This window comes from Ohtaekwangia koreensis (assembly GCF_900167975.1).
GTDB lineage: Bacteria > Bacteroidota > Bacteroidia > Cytophagales > Cyclobacteriaceae > Ohtaekwangia > Ohtaekwangia koreensis.
On record NZ_FUZU01000001.1, the window covers coordinates 175,062 to 195,002 of the forward strand.

The 19,941-nt window shown below is 42.2% G+C and carries 17 protein-coding genes; 8 read left to right on the forward strand and 9 right to left on the reverse strand.

Going from position 1 to position 19,941, the window contains the following annotated elements; translation table 11 throughout:
* Positions 1-9 precede the first annotated feature (9 nt).
* From B5Y40_RS00740 to folP, 4 genes are all read right to left on the reverse strand, one after another.
* Positions 10-462, reverse strand: coding sequence for a hypothetical protein (locus B5Y40_RS00740; RefSeq protein ID WP_079684802.1), 453 nt, complete (start codon positions 460-462; stop codon positions 10-12).
* Positions 463-559: 97 nt separating this feature from the next.
* Positions 560-3,784, reverse strand: a complete 3,225-nt coding sequence (locus B5Y40_RS00745; protein ID WP_079684803.1) for a caspase family protein — start codon at positions 3,782-3,784, stop codon at positions 560-562.
* 36 nt (positions 3,785-3,820) lie between these two features.
* A complete protein-coding gene (gene cdaA, locus B5Y40_RS00750; protein ID WP_079684804.1) occupies positions 3,821-4,687 on the reverse strand; it encodes a diadenylate cyclase CdaA in 867 nt (288 codons plus the stop codon).
* A gap of 52 nt (positions 4,688-4,739) precedes the next feature.
* Positions 4,740-5,639 (reverse strand): dihydropteroate synthase, encoded by a 900-nt coding sequence (gene folP, locus B5Y40_RS00755; RefSeq protein WP_079684805.1) that lies wholly within the window; start codon positions 5,637-5,639, stop codon positions 4,740-4,742.
* A 60-nt stretch (positions 5,640-5,699) separates the two neighbouring features.
* On the opposite strand from folP, the gene B5Y40_RS00760 reads away from it, so the two are divergent.
* The 3 genes from B5Y40_RS00760 to B5Y40_RS00770 all read left to right on the forward strand — a co-directional run bounded on the left by B5Y40_RS00760 (position 5,700) and on the right by B5Y40_RS00770 (position 7,979).
* Positions 5,700-6,239 carry a DUF1599 domain-containing protein gene (locus tag B5Y40_RS00760; protein ID WP_079684806.1) on the forward strand — a complete coding sequence of 180 codons (540 nt, stop codon included), beginning with the start codon at positions 5,700-5,702 and terminating at the stop codon, positions 6,237-6,239.
* A 60-nt stretch (positions 6,240-6,299) separates the two neighbouring features.
* Complete coding sequence (locus B5Y40_RS00765) at positions 6,300-7,409, forward strand: BT_3928 family protein (RefSeq protein WP_079687035.1); 1,110 nt, start codon at positions 6,300-6,302, stop codon at positions 7,407-7,409.
* A gap of 69 nt (positions 7,410-7,478) precedes the next feature.
* Positions 7,479-7,979: a shikimate kinase gene (locus B5Y40_RS00770; RefSeq protein ID WP_079684807.1), complete on the forward strand. Its 501-nt coding sequence runs from the start codon at positions 7,479-7,481 to the stop codon at positions 7,977-7,979.
* Here the strand turns inward: B5Y40_RS00770 and B5Y40_RS00775 are convergent.
* Complete coding sequence (locus B5Y40_RS00775; RefSeq protein ID WP_079684808.1) at positions 7,969-9,480, reverse strand: OmpP1/FadL family transporter; 1,512 nt, start codon at positions 9,478-9,480, stop codon at positions 7,969-7,971. The two genes, B5Y40_RS00770 and B5Y40_RS00775, sit on opposite strands and share 11 nt — an antisense overlap.
* Positions 9,481-9,507: 27 nt before the next feature.
* The gene (locus tag B5Y40_RS00780) at positions 9,508-10,632 is read right to left on the reverse strand and encodes a hypothetical protein (RefSeq protein ID WP_143785554.1); all 1,125 of its coding nucleotides are present in this window, start codon (positions 10,630-10,632) and stop codon (positions 9,508-9,510) included.
* Between the two features lie 153 nt (positions 10,633-10,785).
* Between B5Y40_RS00780 and proS the strand changes: the two genes are divergently transcribed.
* From proS to floA, 3 genes are all read left to right on the forward strand, one after another.
* A complete protein-coding gene (gene proS, locus B5Y40_RS00785; protein ID WP_079687036.1) occupies positions 10,786-12,264 on the forward strand; it encodes a proline--tRNA ligase in 1,479 nt (492 codons plus the stop codon).
* A gap of 93 nt (positions 12,265-12,357) precedes the next feature.
* Positions 12,358-12,828, forward strand: a complete 471-nt coding sequence (locus tag B5Y40_RS00790) for an NfeD family protein (protein WP_079684810.1) — start codon at positions 12,358-12,360, stop codon at positions 12,826-12,828.
* A 10-nt stretch (positions 12,829-12,838) separates the two neighbouring features.
* Positions 12,839-13,846: a flotillin-like protein FloA gene (gene floA / locus B5Y40_RS00795; protein WP_079684811.1), complete on the forward strand. Its 1,008-nt coding sequence runs from the start codon at positions 12,839-12,841 to the stop codon at positions 13,844-13,846.
* Positions 13,847-13,916: 70 nt separating this feature from the next.
* Here the strand turns inward: floA and B5Y40_RS00800 are convergent, their stop codons facing one another.
* Together B5Y40_RS00800 and B5Y40_RS00805 are read right to left on the reverse strand one after the other, a co-directional pair.
* A complete protein-coding gene (locus B5Y40_RS00800) occupies positions 13,917-16,034 on the reverse strand; it encodes a WG repeat-containing protein (protein WP_079684812.1) in 2,118 nt (705 codons plus the stop codon).
* Positions 16,035-16,085: 51 nt separating this feature from the next.
* Positions 16,086-17,222, reverse strand: coding sequence for an ABC transporter substrate-binding protein (locus B5Y40_RS00805; protein ID WP_079684813.1), 1,137 nt, complete (start codon positions 17,220-17,222; stop codon positions 16,086-16,088).
* A 103-nt stretch (positions 17,223-17,325) separates the two neighbouring features.
* On the opposite strand from B5Y40_RS00805, the gene B5Y40_RS00810 reads away from it, so the two are divergent.
* On the forward strand, positions 17,326-17,514 hold the full coding sequence (locus tag B5Y40_RS00810) for a C1orf53 family protein (protein WP_079684814.1): 189 nt from the start codon (positions 17,326-17,328) through the stop codon (positions 17,512-17,514).
* Position 17,515: 1 nt separating this feature from the next.
* Here B5Y40_RS00810 and meaB read toward each other — a convergent pair whose 3' ends face one another.
* Positions 17,516-18,640, reverse strand: coding sequence for a methylmalonyl Co-A mutase-associated GTPase MeaB (gene meaB / locus B5Y40_RS00815; protein ID WP_079684815.1), 1,125 nt, complete (start codon positions 18,638-18,640; stop codon positions 17,516-17,518).
* Between meaB and B5Y40_RS00820 the strand changes: the two genes are divergently transcribed.
* Positions 18,639-19,922, forward strand: a complete 1,284-nt coding sequence (locus B5Y40_RS00820) for a CHASE2 domain-containing protein (RefSeq protein ID WP_159453573.1) — start codon at positions 18,639-18,641, stop codon at positions 19,920-19,922. The genes meaB and B5Y40_RS00820 overlap by 2 nt on opposite strands.
* Positions 19,923-19,941: the final 19 nt, after the last annotated feature.

Consider the following 19,941-nt stretch of genomic DNA (forward strand, 5'->3'; position numbering starts at 1 on the left):
ATATATCTGCTACTTGATCCCAAATTCCTTCTTCCGTTTCTCTACAATCTCACCCATCTTCGAAGTGTCTTTGCTCAGCAATCCAAAAGCAGGGTCGATGTTGCTGGACGGAAAGAAATAGATGCTTCCTTTTTTTCCCTTCACGCGGAGTTTATACAGATTGAGATAGGGAACGATCTTCAGTGATTTAACTTCAGGCCACTCGAAGCGTACATTGCGATGCCCTTCTAAAATGACAATCTTGTTTTTTCCAATGGCTACGCGTCTGATCTTATCATTGATGAAGGAGAATATAAAAAGAGAGATCAACCCGATCGTGAAGAAGATCATCGCCACGAAAAAGCTCTTGGCATTAAATTCCTGGTTGATGATAATTATACCGCCAACGGTCCACTGAATAAGTGTAAGTGCCAGGAAGAAATACTTGGCTAAGTAAAATTTAACGGGACTAGCTTCTACCATCGTTACTACAATTAATAAGGACTGAACTAGACAAAATTACGACAGAAGTTAAACAAAAGTTTCCGAATAGAAAATTTTCCTTACGCCCATACTTTTTCTACTCCTCAATGACCACCGGAAAATCCTGACCTCGACTAAAGGTATAGGGATACTGCGGTTTACCTTTTAGCTGTCGCGTCATCTCTGGGACCTGATCATCTATATATGATTTCAATTCATATATAGTAACCTTGCCATCCTTTGGTGCACCATCGGCTTCGCCCCGAAGTGCTTTGAGCAGCACATATGTAAATAGACCGTGCCCGAGTTCTGCGAACTCTGTGGCAAACTGCTCACTTCCGGCAGAGGCCATCACATGTATACCTGCACTTCGCGAAAGTTGGGCAATCGCTTTCTCTTCGCCCGCGCCTCGTGTTGCCAGTAACTCGACAGAGCCGCCTGACTGACATGCGTCCATTATAATGAGTTGCTTCAACGCTTTAATCTGCTTGAGTTTGTCCTGGAGAATGCTTGCTTCAATTGCTTCTTTTTGTAGAGACGATTGATCATACAATCGCAGGTTTTCTGTGGGTATAAAATAAAACTTATCGTCAACCATGCTGCCGTGGCCTGCATAGTAGAATATAAAGACATCCTCCTGGTGAATCTTGGTGCTCAACTCATCAAGCTTGTCGAGTATATGTTGGCGGGTGGCATTGTTGTCGTATAGGGTATGAAGCTCAATATTCTTAAAAAGTTGTGTACTCTTCTCATCTACTATTTTACTGAATGATTCAGCGTCAGGCTTTGCGTAATTCAGGTTGAGCTTGGCGTTTTTATATTCATTGATTCCCACAGATAAAATATAGCATGTGCTGCTTTTTGAAGGATGCTCAGAAAAAATCTCTGTGGTGTGTTGATCTGATTCTACATTGTCTTTATTGCTCGCTACTACAGAAAATGTATTAGGGCCGCCCACAAGATCGATCACTTGTTTATAGGTTGTCGATTGTCCTTTTGCAGATGGAAATTTCAATTCACCGCGATTGATACCGATACTTTTTCCATTGTGAAGAAGGCGCAGGTTCTCAGCACCTGCTCCATTGTCGGTGATCTTGATATATAGCTCCGCTTTACCTTGCGTAGCGGGAAGCACCGCTACTTTTACGGTTGGCGGAGGAGAGTTATTTAATTTTCCCTGGATACCTTTCTTCTCACTGCCACGGTTCTGAAAAATTTTAGGGAGTAGATCGGGGCGATAAAACTCGTTGAAAAATTGATCGACAGAATAGGTCTTCATGCCGCTCACGAAGTGTATATATTTCCGCGCATCGTCAGTACCGTTGAAATAGCCGTCCGGATTTTTTACCATCCAGTCTTTTTCTCCAATATGAATGTGCTCAAAGAATTCTTTGCCACTATCCAAGTCCCAGAATTTGGTAACGCCATCAACGCTATGGCTGATCAGCATTTTATTGTCAGGGCTAAAAAGCAATGCAGTTATTTCTGCACGGTGACCTTCAAAGGTTTTTATAGTTTGGGAAGACGCAACGTCCCACACGCGAATGATGCGGTCTGCTCCCGCAGAGTATATTTGCTTATTATCCGTGCTATAGATCGCTACGTGTATAGCTCCGCGATGCCCCTTCAGTTTTTTCGTCATCAACCCGGTGCCAACATCCCAGAGGCGAATGCTTCCATCCCAACTTGAACTCATCAATGTTTTTTGGTCATTGCTCAAGTGTATAGATGAGATCACATCGGTGTGGCCTATGAAGTTCCGTACTTCTTTTCGTGTATCGATCTCCCACATCTGCAAAGAATTATCCAGACGCGCTGAAATTAGATACAAGTCTGTGGGGTGAAACAAAATGTTATAGGCTGAGTAACTTTGAAAGTCAAAATAGGTGAGCATCTTTCCTGTCTCCAGGTCGTGAACCTTCATGGAAGCATCCCAGCTTGAAGTCACCACTTTGGTTTCATCACTGTTGAAGTGTATATCAAAAATGGGCTCGCGATAACTTTCAATTACCTTGAGTGAATCTCCGGTTTGCAAATCCCATAACATAATTTTTCCATCGCCACCACCGGTAAGAAGTTTACGCCCGTCTTTTGAAAGATCATAACACAACACCCCCTTCTTGTGTCCTACATATTCCATCACAGCTTTACCTGTGGCTATATCCCAACGCTTTACCTTCGTGCCGAATTTGCCTTTAATCAAGGTCTTCCCATCCTTTGAAATCAGTATGGAGTTTTTGAACCGAACAAACTTCGCGATAGCCGACTCCCAATAAAAATTAGGATCGTAATTCAATCCTCCCTGGTCTCTAGAATTCAAAAAACCGGTAAGTACTATATCTTTTTTCTGCTTCAGGAAATTCCATGCAAATGCGGTGTTGTTGTCACAGGTACCAAGAACGTGCTTGCTGTTGTTGGTAAAAGCAATTTCGTGAAACTCACCTTCGGTTGCCGGAAGCGTAGCTATAGATTTACCCGTCTCGTCCCACACGGCAACATTTTTTTCAGTGGCAAACGCGAGTCTCTTCCCATCGGTACTAATCGCTATACCTTTCAGATCTTCATCGTCCTTTATATATTCACGTTCAAGTGAAAAGTTTGCGAGGGTATATTTCCTGCCTTTACCGTTCTGTGGTATAACATAAATAGCCTTGCTGTCCGGGCTAAACATTACACGGGTTCCGCATCCTCCACAGAAACCATCTTTTTCGTATTCAAAATCTTTCGCGAGTTTCCATCCGTTGACTTCATAGAGACTTGCCTTGCGGTTGTCTTGTCCAAATGCAATCCATTTGCCATCCGTGCTGATCGCAACGTCAACACCACTTCCCAAACCTTTATCTGCATCGATCAAAAACCGGGCAATTGCTTTACGCGTTTTGAAATCATATACAGTGGCGGAATCGCCATAACCGGAGTCGCTATAGCCTGCGTGAACAAAGAAGCGCATCAGCGGATCGATCGCTATATCTGTAATATAGTCAGGTGTTGTAATAGAGTATAGTTCTTTTCCTGTAAGAACGTCCCATAGCCGTACCGTTTTATCGGAACTTCCAGAGATTAAAGTCTTGCCATCGCGGGTAAACTCAAGGCTTGTAACGGATGCTTCGTGGCCGAGGAAACTTCGTACTTCTCTTCCGGTACTCAGGTCCCACAGCTTAGCAGATTTATCCTTGCTCGCGGTCGCTACATAATTACTATCCGGACTTGTTGCTATAGCAAAAACCGCGAGTTCATGACCTTTCTGAACGATGGTCTCCAGCGATTGTGAAAATGAAAAAAACGATACGATTAAAAGTAGGGTGGTAAGGGTGAGTCTCATGCCTGCAGGTATATTGTGGCATGAAGGTATGAAGATTTATGCTTTCGTTGTTGATGTTTCCGTAGACTCGTGTTCTTCTTCCTCTTTCATTTCTTCCCAGTTGCCGGGTTCATCGTTGCGCAGGTATTCCAATACCTTTTGTTCTACCTGTTTAAGTTTCAGCGCGCGTAAATATTTTCCGTTGCGCGCGAGTATCAATCTGCCGGTCTCTTCTGAAATAGCGAGCACCAGCGTATCTGTACTTTCCGACATTCCCACCGCTGCGCGATGACGCAACCCGAAGTTAGGAGGGAGGTGATCATTTTCGCTTACCGGCAACACACAACGTGCAGCACGTATGCGTCCTTTGTGAATAATAACGGCACCATCGTGCAATGGAGAATTTTTATTGAAGATAGAAATGAGCAAACGTTTATTCACTTCAGAATCCAGTGCATCACCGGTTTGAGCGTAGAATTTCAATTCTGTATCGCGCGAGAAAACAATCAGTGCACCAGTCTTCGTGGCCTTTAAAGTTTTAACAGCCTCTACTACCTGTAGAATATCAAAATCATCATGATATTGATGACGCCAGTTTGCTACCGTCTTGAATATATTCTCCCGGAATTCTGTACTCCGTCCTATGACTAATAAAAATTTCCGGATCTCCGGTTGAAAAAGAATGATCATTGCGAGTACGCCAACACCCATGAATTGTCCGAGGATAGTCGAGAGTAATTCCATTTGTGCTGCGCGCACGATCAGGTATACCAGGTATAGGGCGAGTATTCCCAGGAATATATTTACTGCGATACTACCTCGAATGAGTTTATAGATTTGATACAACAGAACACTCACGAGTGCTATATCGATCAAATCAACCCAGCTGACTTCCAGAAATCCTATTTTAAACAGAAAGATCATTCCGTAACAAAAGTAAGTAAAACTAATTGGCCCGGACTATATGCTGGTGGTTTTAGTGATATGTTGTTAGCGGAGAGGAAACGGATTTATGATCCAGTACCTTATTCGTCAGGGTTACAGCTTCCATCGCTTCTTTCACATCATGCACGCGTAGTATGCCGGCTCCTTTTAATAATGCAATGGTATTGAGCGATGTCGTTCCATTGAGTGCTTCATCGGGCGTAACGGAAAGCGATCGCCAGATCATCGACTTGCGTGAGAGACCTGCCAGGATAGGCTTGCCGAGTATTTTGAAATGCTCAAGGTGGTTCAGTATTTCAAAATTCTGATCGACCGTTTTTGCAAAACCAAACCCGGGATCCACCACTATATCTTTAACACCTAACTGATGAAGCATGTTAATTTTTTGATGGAAGAAATCGATGATGTCTTTTAAAAGATTTTCATAGTTAGTTTGTTGCGTCATGGTTGCCGGGGTGCCACGCATATGCATTAATATATAGGGCACACGCAAGCTGGCAACGGTTTCAAACATTTTTTCATCCAAGGATCCTCCGGATACATCGTTGATGAGATGTGCGCCTTCTTCAATGGCAGCGCGCGCCACTTCGCTACGAAATGTATCGATCGAGATAAACGTTTCCGGGAAATTTCTACGGATGCCTTTGATTACGCTCAGCACTCTTTTCAATTCTTCTGCGACTGGAATTTCTTCAGCCCCGGGTCGTGTGGAGTAGCCGCCAACATCAATAAACGTAGCGCCTTCCCTCACCATTTTTTCAGCGTGTGCTAAGATAGCGGCTTCAGTAGAATGCTGGTTTCCATCATAAAAGCTATCTGGAGTAACATTCAGAATCCCCATAACCTTAGGTGTGCGCAGGTCTACAAGCCGTCCGTGGAGGTTCAGTGTTTTGTTTGTGGAAAATAAATTATTTTCGAAAGTTGATTTCATGCTCGTCATGATGGAATTGTCGTTCAAATTAAGAAGTTTGCGAGCTAAATTATTATACCCTTGATTGAAAAAACATCCCAGGAATACAAAGCGGTAATTGCAAGTTGCAAATCGCTGTTTGAAAAGAAGACGCGCGACTACGGTACTGCCTGGAGAATTCTGAGGCTGTCATCGATTACCGACCAGATCTATATTAAAGCACAACGCATCCGCAGCATACAGGAAAAAGGCGTGCAAAAAGTAGATGATCCTATCCGCGATGAATTTGTAGGCATCATCAACTATTGCATCATTGCATTGATACAAATCAAACTTGAAAAATCTTCTGCGCTGGATGTGAAATTTGAAGACCTTGAGCCGCTCTACGATGAAGCTGCGACTGAAACGTTTGATCTGCTTCAGAATAAAAATCATGACTATGGGGAAGCGTGGCGCGAGATGCGTGTAACGTCTATCACCGATATAATTTTAATGAAGCTGTTGCGTGTAAAGCAAATTGAAGACAACCAGGGAAAGACGTTGGTGAGTGAAGGTGTAAAAGCGAATTACCAGGATATGATTAATTACTCGGTGTTCGCACTGATTAAATTATCAGCGTAAAATATATATCGTAAAACTACTTTGTAAAGAGTGACAGAAGAGAGGCTTAAAGAATATATCATGAGAAAGTATATAGATCAGTTTTCGCGATTTTTTGTAGGGGCATTATTTATTTTTTCAGGATTGATCAAGCTGAACGATCCGATTGGTACTGAAATAAAGATGGAGGAGTACTTCGAAGTATTCGCCGAAGACTTTGGTTCTTTCTTCCTGTTCTTCAAGTCATACGCCATGGAGATCGGCTTTATTATGATCGTGCTTGAAGTAGTGCTGGGCATAGCTTTACTGATCAACTATAGGGTGAGAATAACCTCTGTCATTTTGTTGGCGCTCATCATCTTCTTTACGTTCCTGACATTCTACTCGGCATACTTTAATAAAGTAACAGACTGCGGTTGCTTTGGTGATGCTATTAAACTTACTCCTTGGCAATCGTTTACCAAAGATGTTATTCTTATCGTATTCATCTTGCATATATTTTGGTTTCGCGATAAGTATAAACCTGTGCTTCATACGAAGGAAGGACACGCCGTTATATTGGCCTCAACCATTATATGTATAGTATTAGGAATTTACGCGATTAAACATTTACCTTTTATTGATTTCAGACCTTATAGAATTGGAAATAACATTCCACAGCAGATGCAGCCGCAAGAGCAGCCTGTATTTGAATATGTATTTCAACGGAAGGGTAATGGAGAAGAAGTTCATTCAGAAAAGTACCTTACCGATACGCTGGTCTATAAGTATATAAGTGTTCGCCAGACCAATGAAGATAAAACAAAAGCGAAGATCACCGACTATTCTGTTTCAAGTCTGGAAGGTGAAGATGTAACGCAAAGTACTTTCGAAGGAAAGAAACTATTCTTTGTAATCTATGATGCCACCAAAGCATCGGGAGAAAATATGGATAAGATTCGCCAGCTTGTAAAAGACCTTGATGGCAAAGTTGAAATGATGGTGTTGACCGCTTCAAGTTCGGAGCAATTCGAAAGTTTCCGTCACGAATATCAATTGGCGGTGCCGTATTATTTTGTTGATGCTACCGTGCTTAAAACCATCGTGCGCTCTAATCCAGGCATTACGTTGTGGCAAGACGGAACAGTAAAAGGCATGTGGCACCACAACGATACACCAACCGCTTCGGAGGTGTTAGATTTATTGAAGTAATCCCCAAAGAACAAGAACTGGAGTATATATAGGCGTTTTATACATATACTTTCCAGTGCCCATAATAGAATGAAGATATATCTTATAGGAATGCCGGGTTCTGGTAAATCAACGCTGGGTAAACCTCTGGCAAGTGAATTAGGTATTCCTTTCGTCGATCAGGACAAGGAGATTGAAGATCGTGAAGGTAAGACTGTAAAGGAAATTTTTGCTTCTTTGGGTGAAGATCATTTCAGGCAAACGGAAGCGCAGGTGTTGCGTGAGTGGGCCGGATCTGAAAAAAGTTTTGTAATGGCAACGGGTGGAGGATCGCCATGTTTTTATAATGGTATAGAGATAATCCGTCAATCGGGGTTGAGTATATTTATAGATGTGTCCGTTGCAGAACTTTTAAAACGGGTAGGAGCAAATAAAGATCGCCCGTTGTTACATGCCAATGATTTAAAAGAAAAAGAAGAGCGCCTTGCAGGCCTATATGAAAAACGCCTGCCGATCTATCAGCAGGCGCATGTTATACTTCATCATCCAACACTAAAAAGTCTGTTGGAAGTTATTCAGCTTAGAAAGTAAAACCGAATGTGATCATAGACGTAAGCGTCTTGTTTTCAATCTTTACGATCGGTTCAGTAGAGTCATTTAATGTATAGGGACTATAGAAATTATCTGCAGAGCGACTGATGAGCGCAAAGTCTGCAGAGAATTTTTTCAGTCTTACACCCACGCCGCCACTTACAGTTGTTATTTTATTGTCAAGGTTGTCGTTTTTAAACGTGCTGCCTTGAACGTTATACCCTCCACGCAAACGGAATATATTATATCTGAATTCAGCACCGAAGCGATAATTATATACTGTGCTATAGGCGGCCTTGATCTCATCGTTCTCATTTGTGAATGAAATCCCGGATATATCTGAACTATAGCGTGCTTTGGCAGGATTCGTCCGCTCGATATCAGCAGTAATGAATCCATACTTCGATATAAACGCAACCCCTGCACTTAGCTTTAAAGGTGTGGTAAGGTTGTACTCAGAAGTTACGATATCAGTAGAAGCACTTTCATTGTTGAGGTTAGTGTACTTTTGCCCATCCCAATAATCATAATCATTCCAGCTCGTATTCATGGAAGCATCATAATTTTCAGTGATCTGATAGTATGTTGGAGAGGTGAATGACAATCCGACTTGTAAAAAATCGAAAGGCCGTGCAATAGCACCTATAGTAACGTTAACACCAGATCCGCGGATGTTCAGATTTTCGGAAAGCTGCATACTTTGAATAGTATCGGAGTCAACGTATGACTCGCTAAAAGTCTTTTGTGATTTATAGCGAAGCGTTGATATACCTAAGCCTCCGCCAAAAAAGATCTTGTCTTTAAAGTTTGCTCCATACGAAAAATTCCATTGATAGGAAGTTCCCTTTGTTAAAATTTCTTCCTGTTGATCCGATGCGATGGGTGCATCGGTAAAGTATCGATCATCAGGATTGTTAGAGTCGAGAATGGAAGTTGGTCCGATAAGGTAATTATAGTATGCTAATCCGGTTGGTGTATTATATTGATAGTCACCCTCGTTGAACTGATCGGGTGTGTCGCCATTCGCTTGTTCGATAAAATAATCGATGATAGAATTTTGTTCATTTCGACCGCGGTATATAGTTGATCGATTAAAATCATTCACGCGCGAAAAGCTTATCCCCAACGATCCGCCCCGGTAATCCCGGCTATCATCATCACGGCCCATGTGCATCACATAGCTTATTCCCGGGATGTTAAATTTCGAAGTGCTTTCGTTCGTTGGTGTATTATTGAATTGAGATTTTGTATCATAAAACGTAAGCGCAGGTGTAAACGTGAATTCGGAACGGTTATACATTCCCAATCCCGCAGGATTTGACAAGGCAGAACTATAGTCACCACCCAACGCAGTTTGTGTTCCGCCAAGGCCGAGTATACGTGCACTTCCGGCTGGTTGTGTTCTGCTGAAAAGCAGCGCAGACTCAGAATAGCTCTGCGCCCAGGCAAAATTTATAGACAAAAGAATAACACTCAGGATTATCCCAATATTTTTTTTCATTACAAAAAAGGATTCAGTTTTTACAAATCAGTTTCTGGTTCTGCCGCGTGATCCACCAGAGGATGAACCACCAGATGAAGAGCCACTGCTTCTACCACCACCATCGAAAGAAGAACTGCTTCTGGATGGAGGAGTATAGGTGTTGTTCGAGCGATTGTTATCAAATGAATTGCCACTTCTTGACGGAGTACTCCAGTTCGTAGTATTGTTAGAACTGTTCTGCGTTGTACCAGAGCCTGATGAAGAGCTTCTGCTTCTCCATGATCTGTTATAGTACTCGTTGTTGTTTGAAGAGTTGCTGTTGTTTGTTGATAACGATGGAGTTCTTCCGCTTGTACTCGTTGTAGTATTAGCAGTGCTACGTCCTGCTTCTGTCGAGCGTGTACGTGATGTATTGTAGCGTTCGCTGGATACCATTGTATTGCTACGTCCTGCACCTCCACGTTTGCCATAGGATACGTTGCGGCCACTACCCTCTCCGTTGTTAACAATCACGACTGTCGAAGGATATCCTCCATAATAACCCGAACCGTAATAAGAAGGTCCCCAGGCAGAAGCCCATGAACCACCACAATAAGGTCTGTTCCAGTAATTATAGTTTCCTCCCCATCCGTAATTCCATGAACTTCCCCAGTAGTAGCTGAAGGATGTAGACCAACCACTGTTATTCCAGTATGGATCATACCATGGGCTGTAAGCAGCGTTGTTATATCCGTAATATGGGCTATTCCAGTTATTGATGGAAGGACCAAAATATGCTGAGTTATACCATGGGTTAGAATACCAGGAATTAAAATTATTATTCCAGTTGTTTAAGTTGCTGGTAGTCTGGTATTGATAATCATTCAGATAATAATCCTGGTTATCTTCTTGTGCTACTTCTGCATTGGAACGTGCCGCGAATTCCGGATTCACGTTGCGTGCAGAATAGCTGTCAGTAGGATTGACATAACTGTCATTCGCATCCGACACTTCTTCCATTTTTTTAGTTTTCTTCACAGTAGCCGCATAGGCTTGTTGCTCTGCTGCTTTTTGTTCTTTCAGCTTCGCGCGATCCTTGCTGTTAAAGTACATATCGTCATTTTCGACCTGCGCAAAAGCTGCGGAGGCGAAAACTACTAATCCTAAGCTTAATAATATCTTGGTTTTCATAGCGCCTTTTGAGTTTGTGTCTACAATCCTAACAATCATTAAACGGAAAACAGTTCGGATTTGTGTTGATAAAGCTACAAAAATTAGCCAGTATTTAATCCGGTAAAATTATATTTGCCGTTCGATACAAAAATAAACAATAATTATACCAGCATGGCGAAAGAACTCACAAGCCGAAATGAAGATTACTCCGCGTGGTACAACGAACTCGTGAAGAAGGCAGATCTGGCTGAACACTCAGATGTTAAGGGATGCATGGTGATCAAACCGTATGGCTATTCCATCTGGGAAAAGATGCAGCAGGCGCTTGATAAAATGTTCAAGGATACCGGCCATTCTAACGCTTACTTTCCGCTGTTCGTCCCAAAACATTTATTCGAGGCAGAGGAACAAAATGCTGAAGGCTTTGCGAAAGAATGTGCCATCGTAACACATTATCGCCTGAAAGCTGACCCACAGAATAAAGGAAAATTGATTGTCGATCCGGATGCTCAGCTCGATGAAGAATTGGTAGTTCGTCCTACGAGTGAAGCGATCATCTGGAGTACTTATAAAAAATGGATTCAATCCTACCGTGATCTTCCTATACTTGTCAATCAGTGGGCCAACGTTGTTCGCTGGGAAATGCGTACACGCCTTTTCCTTCGTACTACAGAATTTCTGTGGCAAGAAGGCCATACGGCACACGCTACAGCAAACGAAGCTGTAAAAGAAACAACGCAGATGCTGGATGTTTACGCAGAGTTCGCTGAAAACTTTATGGCACTGCCTGTAGTGAAAGGAAGAAAATCAGAAGGTGAAAAATTTCCGGGAGCTATAGATACATATTGCATCGAAGCGATGATGCAGGATGGCAAAGCATTGCAAGCGGGCACATCACATTTTCTCGGACAGAACTTCGCGAAGGCATTCAACGTGCAGTTTACAAATCGTGACGGCAAACTGGATTATGTGTGGGGAACTTCATGGGGTGTAAGTACACGTCTGATGGGTGCACTGATTATGGCGCACTCCGATGATGATGGCCTCGTGTTGCCTCCTAAACTGGCGCCTATACATGTCGTGATTGTTCCGATCTTCAAAACCGAAGATGAACTGAATAAAATTTCTGACAAGGTTCAGGAGATTTCTTCAGAGCTTCGTAAGCAAGGGTATACTGTGAAGTTTGATAATCGGGATACACATAAGCCTGGTTTCAAGTTTGCCGAATGGGAATTGAAAGGCGTACCGGTTCGTCTGGCTATCGGGCCACGCGATATGGAAAATGGTACAGTGGAGGTTGCTCGCAGAGATACAAAAGAAAAGCAAGTAATGAAGCTTGACGAAGTAGCTGCACAGATTCCGAAACTGCTGGATGATATTCAAAGCAACATATACCAACGTGCCCTCAAATTTAAAGGTGAAGTAACAACGCAGGTTGATACATATGCTGATTTCAAAAAAGTGCTGGACGAAAAAGGTGGGTTTATATCCGCTCATTGGGATGGCACGAAGGAGACGGAAGCAGCTATAAAAGAAGAAACAAAAGCAACCATTCGCTGCATTCCGTTGGATGCCAAAGAAGAGGCTGGCGTATGTATGTATTCCGGAAAACCTTCTACCAGACGTGTGTTGTTTGCGCGCGCTTATTGATTGAAAGACTAAATACTCAGGTGTTGATGTGCAATTGTTTGCTAAATAATCCGCACATTAGCATCTGAGATTATACTCAGACTCTCCCGCTTTATGTTAATGTGGATTATTATACTGGCGCTCCTGCTGATAGGGCTCGGTCTTATTATTGTTGAGCTCGTATTCATTCCCGGAACAACCGTGGTGGGACTCCTCGGATTAATTTTCACCGGAACCGGAGTTATCATTAGCTATAACCATTTTGGAAGTGATGTTGGTTTCTATGTGCTGATAAGTACATTGGTCACTACATTGATTGCGCTATTCTATAGCTTCCGAACAGGAGCGTGGACAAGATTTTCCCTGAAGTCATCGAGTGATAGCAAAGTAAACGAAGGAATATTGAATGGCCTTCACATTGGCGATGAAGGTATCACCATTTCAACCCTTCGTCCGATTGGAAAAGCCGAATTTGGTACTGAAACTTTCGAAGTAAAAACGTTGGGAAATTATGTTGAACAAGGTCAACGCGTAAAGATCACGCAGATATATTCCAACCAAATTGTTGTAGAACCTATTAATTAATATATACCCTATGGAAGCAGCTGCTTTACTCATTTTAGTTTTTGGCGGGATTATCCTGTTCTTTTTGTTTCTGTATTTTGTGCCGGTAAATCTTTGGATCACAGCAATATTTTCGAATGTTAAAGTCGGGTTGCTTGAGCTCGTCTTTATGCGCATCCGGAAAGTGCCACCAAGAATCATTGTTGAGTCCATGATTACATCAACAAAAGCCGGACTTCAACTCACAACCTCTGAACTTGAAACACACTTTCTGGCAGGTGGAAATGTACCCAATGTAATTCGTGCGTTAATCTCTGCAGACAAAGCAAATATCAGCCTGAGCTTTAAACAAGCTACGGCAATTGATCTTGCTGGTCGCGATGTTTTTCAGGCTGTGCAGATCTCTGTAAATCCAAAAGTAATTACAACACCAAAGGTAGCGGCAGTGGCATCCGATGGTATACAATTGATCGCAGTAGCGCGGGTAACAGTTCGTGCAAGTATAGCGCAATTGGTAGGTGGTGCTGGTGAAGATACAATTCTTGCACGTGTAGGCGAAGGTATAGTTTCATCTATAGGTTCTGCAAAATCTCACAAGGAAGTATTGGAGAGTCCTGATAAAATTTCAAAACTCGTATTGTCGCGTGGATTGGATGCAGGTACAGCATTTGAAATTCTCTCTATCGATATAGCGGATGTAGATGTAGGAGCTAACATTGGCGCTAAACTTCAGATCGATCAGGCAACAGCCGATTTAAAAGTTGCTGAAGCAAAAGCTGAAGAACGCAGAGCTATGGCCGTAGCCCTTGAACAGGAAATGAAAGCGAAAGGACAGGAAGCACGTGCGAAAGTAATCGAGGCAGAAGCTGAAATTCCAAAAGCAATAGCAGAAGCTTTTGTGAGAGGTAATCTTGGTGTTATGGATTATTACAAAATGCAAAACGTACAATCTGATACTGAAATGCGCCAGGCTATTTCTGGTTCAGGTAAAGGCACTCAGCCTTCAGGTGCTGGTACAGGTGGTCCGAAGAAAGAGTAATCTTATATATACTTCATGTAAAAAATGCCTGGCTATATTTTATAGCCAGGCATTTTTTATGGATTGAATTTTAATTTTTGAAGTCTGTCCAAAGTGATTTTTTCTGAGCAATGAAAAAGTCATTGAACGAGTCGTATTGGATATAGTCATACATCAATGGAATCGTGCTGATACCCTGCACGGTGATTACACCATATTTACCATCACGTTCTACAATGGCGAATCCCTTTCCTGCATCTTGCAGTGTCCTATATTTAGGTTGAATAAGTATTCTTCCCGTGCTTTCAGCCAAGCCCTGTAAACCATTCGCCTGGATAAGAAAGTTTTTAGTGGGCAGTAGTTCAACATGCTGATATCGTATGGGGAGTAAAACTTTGCCAGTCTTATCAATTATGCCCCACGCTTGTTGCTGACGTACGAGCGCGATGCCATCCTTAAAAGAAGTCACTTCATCATATACCGGCTGAATAGCGATTTGATCCTGGCGATTAATATAGCCCCACCGTCCGCGAATCATGGCAGGCGCCAATCCCTCGCTATATTTAGCAACACCTTCATACCGGTTTGCGATCCGAAGCCTTCCTTGTGAATCGATAAAACCATACTTGCCATTTTTGCGGATCGCACGAAATCCTTCACTCTCTTCGTAGATCTTTTCAATATCATCAGGGTATATCTGGCGATCTACAATTCTTCCATCCAGACCAATTTTCCAAATAGTGCCGGAGGGGAGATATTCAAGTATATAGTCTGGAAATACTTCGATTCGATTTTCTGTAAAGTAAATGGTATTCCCGGTTATTGATCGAAGTGATTTTCGTTGTGGAGATGCTTCAACGAATTTGTCAGGAGTTATAACGGTAAGTCTACTGGAACGTGGAGATACAATCCATTCTTCCTTCATGTTAATAATACCCTGTTGTCCATGAAACTTAACAACAGCAAGATCATATTTTATCTGGAGCAAAGAGTCGTATACACATGAAATTATTTCCTTGCCTTTAGCATCTATAGCACCAGCAGATCCTTTACTGCGAACAGCGAAATACTGTTCATGAAGTGGCTTCAGGTCTTCATATACTTTAGTAGTGAGGCGTGTGCCCATGCTGTCCAGTAATGCCCAGTTGTTTTTAAACCCTTGACGTTGGTTTGCTAAAATGAATTTACCATCGAGCAACACTGTATCATAAGCCGGTTGCACAAGAAGTTTACCTTGCCTGTTAATTACACCCGATTTTCTATTGAGTGTAACAATAGCTTTGTCGCGTATAAAATTTCCAATGCTTGAAAAAGCGGTGGAGGCAATAGGTTTTAGTTGTTGATCGGTTAGCTCTACCAATTCTCCCTTGGTAATTTTTAAAAGGTCTTTATCGACAGGTGCTATAGAATCTGCGAGGTGTTTTTGGAGTAGCTTGTTCTTCCCATCCAAAAATTCCCATACATGTGGTTCGCGAACCTTTACCTTGCCATCGTCAAGTATAGCTATAGATTGATATTTAAGCGGAACGCTGAGATTGCCATCCAGATCAATCACTCCTTGTTGTGTTCCCTGATAGATTACAGCATGATTTTTTGTGAAGGGAGAAATTTTATCAATCGTGAATCCTAAAACCTGTTTGCCTCCATCCGTAAAGAGTGCGAGTTTGTTTTCAAAGTTCTCAACAGCAAAACGCAGGTTTCCGATAGGGTATATATTTTGATATTGTTGTGGAATAATCGTGCGATTATCAAAGTCGATCAATCCATATTTATACTGATTGCCGATCTTGGTGAACACTACGGCACGGAGAGGATATACCCTGATGCCGTCATATTCAAATGGAATTACTTCTCTGCCGGAAAGACTTACACATCCCGTAAGGACGCGAAGTGAATATGAGGAATTTTTCTTCGCGATGAACAGTGACCCGTTGCCCGGTATAAGTTCATCATAATCATTTTTAGTGATTCGGCGATTATTCGTGCTGATCAGGCCCCAGCGTCCGTTAAGTTTATAACCCGTTGCATTTTCTACTACAGAAAAATTGCCATGGCTCCATCCCAACGCATCGTATTGGGCAGGAATAACAACCTTCCCTTGACTATCTTTTAAGCCTGCCTTACCATTTTCTGTAAAAACACTGAAATTATTGGCTGCTGAAAAAAATGCGATCAGCAAAAACCAAAGAGTACAACTCGCTGCCTTCATCACATACAAAGTTAGAAAGCATAAACGGAAACAGGCGATTTTTTTCTCCTATTATTCGAGCCTCTTATGAAAATATAAAGTGTGATCAGGCAACAATTCGGGGTGTGCTATTTTCAATAGGTCGCGTAAAATAATATCGGGGCGTAAATATCCCAGTTCCATAAATTCACTTCCACCTTTAGCTCCCTTGCGTGCATCGTAGGTGTATACTTGCTTTTGTTGAAAAGGCTTGAAGCGGCTATAGCGTTCATCTGCAGTTTTTATTTCAGCGAGGTTGGTATAGGATCCGGTGCCAATCCACAGGTCGGCCTGATTTGCTTTTTCATACACAGCTTCGAAACTTAACTCCAGGTATCCGTTGGAAGCATCTTCGCTCCACAGGTATTTGCAGTGCGCGTCATTTAAAATCTTCGAAGCATAATTTTGTCCCCCGGGTAAAAACCAGGCATCGCCATATACTACACCACAAAGAACGGAAGGCTGGCTCTGTGCTTTATCTGCGATAGCCTTTGCCTCTAGGTAACTTTTCTTAACGAACTGAAAAATGGAATCTGCTTCTTTCTCTTTGTTGAAAAAGACAGCCACGAATTTGATCCACTCCGCGCGACCCAGCGGATGCTTTTCGAGGTATTCAGAATTGATTACAACCGGAACTCCAAGTTCTTCTATCTTTTTAAACTGTCCATAATCACTGCTCATGGTATAGCCCATAAGCATATCCGGTTTTAGCATGGCTAAACGTTCCAGGTTTATACCTTTGTCGATACCAAGCTCTGTTACTTTTCCGGAATCAACACGTGCCCTCATTTTTTCAGAGCTTATAAAATCTGTAGTAGAAAAACCGGTAAGCTTATCCGTTTCCCCAATGTAATCCAGTAATGGTATATGGGTTGTTGACGTGCAGGCGATCGAAGCGATGGGGGTTCGTATAACTTTCATGCCTTGCGCATACGCGGGTATATCTTCCCCTTTCGGAACTAGTAAATATGTATACCCTGTAGTAGCCCCTTGAAAAGGATGAAGCACTTCTATGATTTTTAAGTTACCATCGTAATGTACTTTGAATCCTTCAGCGTATTCGAGGTGCAATGAATCTTGCTCACGTGTAGTTTGTTTTTCGGCCGCTTTCTTCTGTGTACAAGCCCAGCCTGTAAGGAGTACAAAGGCTATATATGAAATTTTTTTCATGAGATGGATGTTCGAATCACGAAGCAAGGTAACGACTTCATTCCGTATGCTACTGCGAAAGTTTCAGAAGAATAAATTTTAAGTTTTCTTTGTCGGGAATATTATGGCCAACACAGATAAGAGTGAACGGGAAGATGATTTTAAAGACTCTATATATCACTATATGGAAAATGGATTGATTGTCTTTACCGAAGCTTTTCATCTCAAGCGTGGCTATTGCTGCAAAAGTGGTTGCCGGCATTGCCCCTATGGATTTAAAAAAGGAAAGGGTGATAAAGCAGAGAAGGAGTAAGTCATTTATTTCTGATCGCTTCATGATAAGCTGCTAAATATTGAAGCGCAGCCTGCCTCGATGAAAGTGTGCGATTGCCTACTGACTTTATTAATTCTTTATTTATACTCTGCAGCGAATCAAATTTTTGAAGATCATCTTTTAAGAGCTGGTCAAAGTATTCCTGAAACCACGCTATATTTTGCTGGCTGCGATTAGCATCAAAAAAACCGGACGCCATGGTCTGATCTCTATATATTAAAATCATTTTCCAGGTTTCTTCTATACCCTCACCCGTAACAGCGGAGGACGTTAACACGCGGGGAGTCCAACCTGATTCAGCTGCAGCAAAGAGGTGAAAGGCATGCTGGTATTCGGCCATAGCTTCTGTTGCTTTTTTTGTATTGTCGCCATCCGCTTTCGTGATTACCAGACCATCGGCCATTTCCATGATTCCTTTTTTTATACCCTGAAGTTCATCACCGGCCCCTGCCAGCATCAGCAGTAAAAAAAAGTCAACCATATTTTTAACGGATACTTCAGACTGTCCAACTCCCACAGTTTCAACGATGATCACATCATACCCAGCGGCTTCGCATAGCAACATCACCTCTCGCGTTTTATGCGCTACGCCTCCCAATGTATTTCCGGAAGCAGTAGGACGAATAAATGCATTTGGATTTTTGGAGAGTTCTTCCATTCGCGTTTTGTCTCCAAGTATACTTCCTTTGGTGAGTTGGCTGCTCGGATCAATTGTAAGCACAGCAAGTTTTTTTTCCTGACTGATTATATGCTTGCCGAAGGCTTCAATAAAAGTACTTTTCCCTACACCGGGCACACCTGTAATTCCAATGCGAATTGCATGGCCTGTTTTCGAAATAATTCTCTCCAATAATGCTGCGCCTGTTATCTGGTCTGCAGCACGTGTGCTTTCGATAAGCGTTATAGCCTGACCGAGGATTACGCGATCGCCCTGCAGAATGCCTGCCGCCAACTGATCGATGGTAAGTTTTGATTTAAGAGAGCCTTTCAACGTAGTATAGAATTGACCATTTAAATTTCTAAATTTACTAGATACTACGGCTACCTGTATGTGGAAATTCCTGATTAACAGTTTGCTTGCTACCTTTTTTGTATTTGGAGTCATGTGGGGTATTTCGAAAATAACCAAACTTGAACTCTTCAATGCTTTTGACCCGATTGCTCAAGCGCTCTCTGATTTTGAACTTACCGATTATGCATTCTCAAACCTTCGCCCTGATCCTCTTGTGGACGAACGAATTGTATTGGTAAATATAGGGGGGCTATCGCGCGGGCAGATCGCACAGCAAATCTCAATTATAGCGCAGCATAAACCCAGAGTAATAGGAGTCGATAGTTTTTTTGATTGTGAGGGGGGGCTTCGCGATACTGTAAACTGTCCGCAGCTATTGGATACGTTGGGCAACCTCATGCTAAGCAACGCAATACAACAAGCCGGAAATGTTGTACTTGTTTCAAAGTTGCTTCAGTCACACTCATTGGCTCAAACGCAGGACCTTGATGTATATGATTCTATAGAAATATCGGATCCGGCTTTTCAGGATTTTGCTGCGCATGGCTATGCAAGTTTGCCTACGGGAGCGCGGTACCAGGAAGACGTGAAGATATGCCGTTCATTCTTTCCGAAGGTTGAGGTAAATGGAAAAAATGAATATGCTTTTGCTGTACGCATGGCAATGAAGTATGATTCTTCAAAAGCCGTGAAATTATTAATGCGCGATAAGTATGAAGAGATCGTTAACTATAGAGGCAATATTGATATTCAGGACGTACGAATACAATCGCTTCGGAAAAAAGATTTAGGCACAACGAAGTATCCGGTAATGTTTTATGCACTGGATGTACATCAGCCTTTTACAGGAGAATTTCTCCCGGAGATGATCAAAGATAAAATTGTAATCTTCGGTTTTTTAGGGAATTATTTTGGTGATCCTTCATGGAGCGATAAGTTCTTTACCCCCTTGAATAATAAAGTTGCCGGCCGTGCTAATCCGGATATGTTTGGATTGGTAGTACATGCAAATATTCTCGCTACCATTTTAAATGAAGACTATATTAACGAGTTGCCTGACTGGGCCACATATTTAACCGCTTTCATTTTATGTTTTCTGAACGTGGCACTGTTTTATGTTCTTAACCAGCGGTATCCATTGTGGTTTGATAGCGTGTCATTGCTTATCCAGGTATTGCAGATCGGGCTGCTGATGGGTTTTACAATTTGGTTGTTCGCGGAGTCGAACTTCAAACTCGATCTTACGTTAACACTGGCGACTATCGCGGCTGTGGGGCCTTCTTTTGAATTTTACTTCAACGTTTTAAGGCCTGGGATGGCACGGCTTTGGCTAAACATAGAAAAAAGATTACCTAAAACCAGCCGGGAGTATTAACAGTCAAATTGATTTACGT

Bases quoted from the DNA above. Each gene is read 5' to 3' on its own strand.
- B5Y40_RS00740 (WP_079684802.1), bottom strand. From the start codon at position 462: ATGGTAGAAGCTAGTCCCGTTAAATTTTACTTAGCCAAGTATTTCTTC.
- B5Y40_RS00745 (WP_079684803.1), bottom strand. From the start codon at position 3,784: ATGAGACTCACCCTTACCACCCTACTTTTAATCGTATCGTTTTTTTCA.
- cdaA (WP_079684804.1), bottom strand. From the start codon at position 4,687: ATGATCTTTCTGTTTAAAATAGGATTTCTGGAAGTCAGCTGGGTTGAT.
- folP (WP_079684805.1), bottom strand. From the start codon at position 5,639: ATGAAATCAACTTTCGAAAATAATTTATTTTCCACAAACAAAACACTG.
- B5Y40_RS00765 (WP_079687035.1), top strand. From the start codon at position 6,300: ATGAGAAAGTATATAGATCAGTTTTCGCGATTTTTTGTAGGGGCATTA.
- B5Y40_RS00770 (WP_079684807.1), top strand. From the start codon at position 7,479: ATGAAGATATATCTTATAGGAATGCCGGGTTCTGGTAAATCAACGCTG.
- B5Y40_RS00775 (WP_079684808.1), bottom strand. From the start codon at position 9,480: ATGAAAAAAAATATTGGGATAATCCTGAGTGTTATTCTTTTGTCTATA.
- B5Y40_RS00780 (WP_143785554.1), bottom strand. From the start codon at position 10,632: ATGAAAACCAAGATATTATTAAGCTTAGGATTAGTAGTTTTCGCCTCC.
- proS (WP_079687036.1), top strand. From the start codon at position 10,786: ATGGCGAAAGAACTCACAAGCCGAAATGAAGATTACTCCGCGTGGTAC.
- B5Y40_RS00790 (WP_079684810.1), top strand. From the start codon at position 12,358: ATGTTAATGTGGATTATTATACTGGCGCTCCTGCTGATAGGGCTCGGT.
- floA (WP_079684811.1), top strand. From the start codon at position 12,839: ATGGAAGCAGCTGCTTTACTCATTTTAGTTTTTGGCGGGATTATCCTG.
- B5Y40_RS00800 (WP_079684812.1), bottom strand. From the start codon at position 16,034: ATGAAGGCAGCGAGTTGTACTCTTTGGTTTTTGCTGATCGCATTTTTT.
- B5Y40_RS00805 (WP_079684813.1), bottom strand. From the start codon at position 17,222: ATGAAAAAAATTTCATATATAGCCTTTGTACTCCTTACAGGCTGGGCT.
- B5Y40_RS00810 (WP_079684814.1), top strand. From the start codon at position 17,326: ATGGCCAACACAGATAAGAGTGAACGGGAAGATGATTTTAAAGACTCT.
- B5Y40_RS00820 (WP_159453573.1), top strand. From the start codon at position 18,639: ATGTGGGGTATTTCGAAAATAACCAAACTTGAACTCTTCAATGCTTTT.
- meaB (WP_079684815.1), bottom strand. From the start codon at position 18,640: ATGACTCCAAATACAAAAAAGGTAGCAAGCAAACTGTTAATCAGGAAT.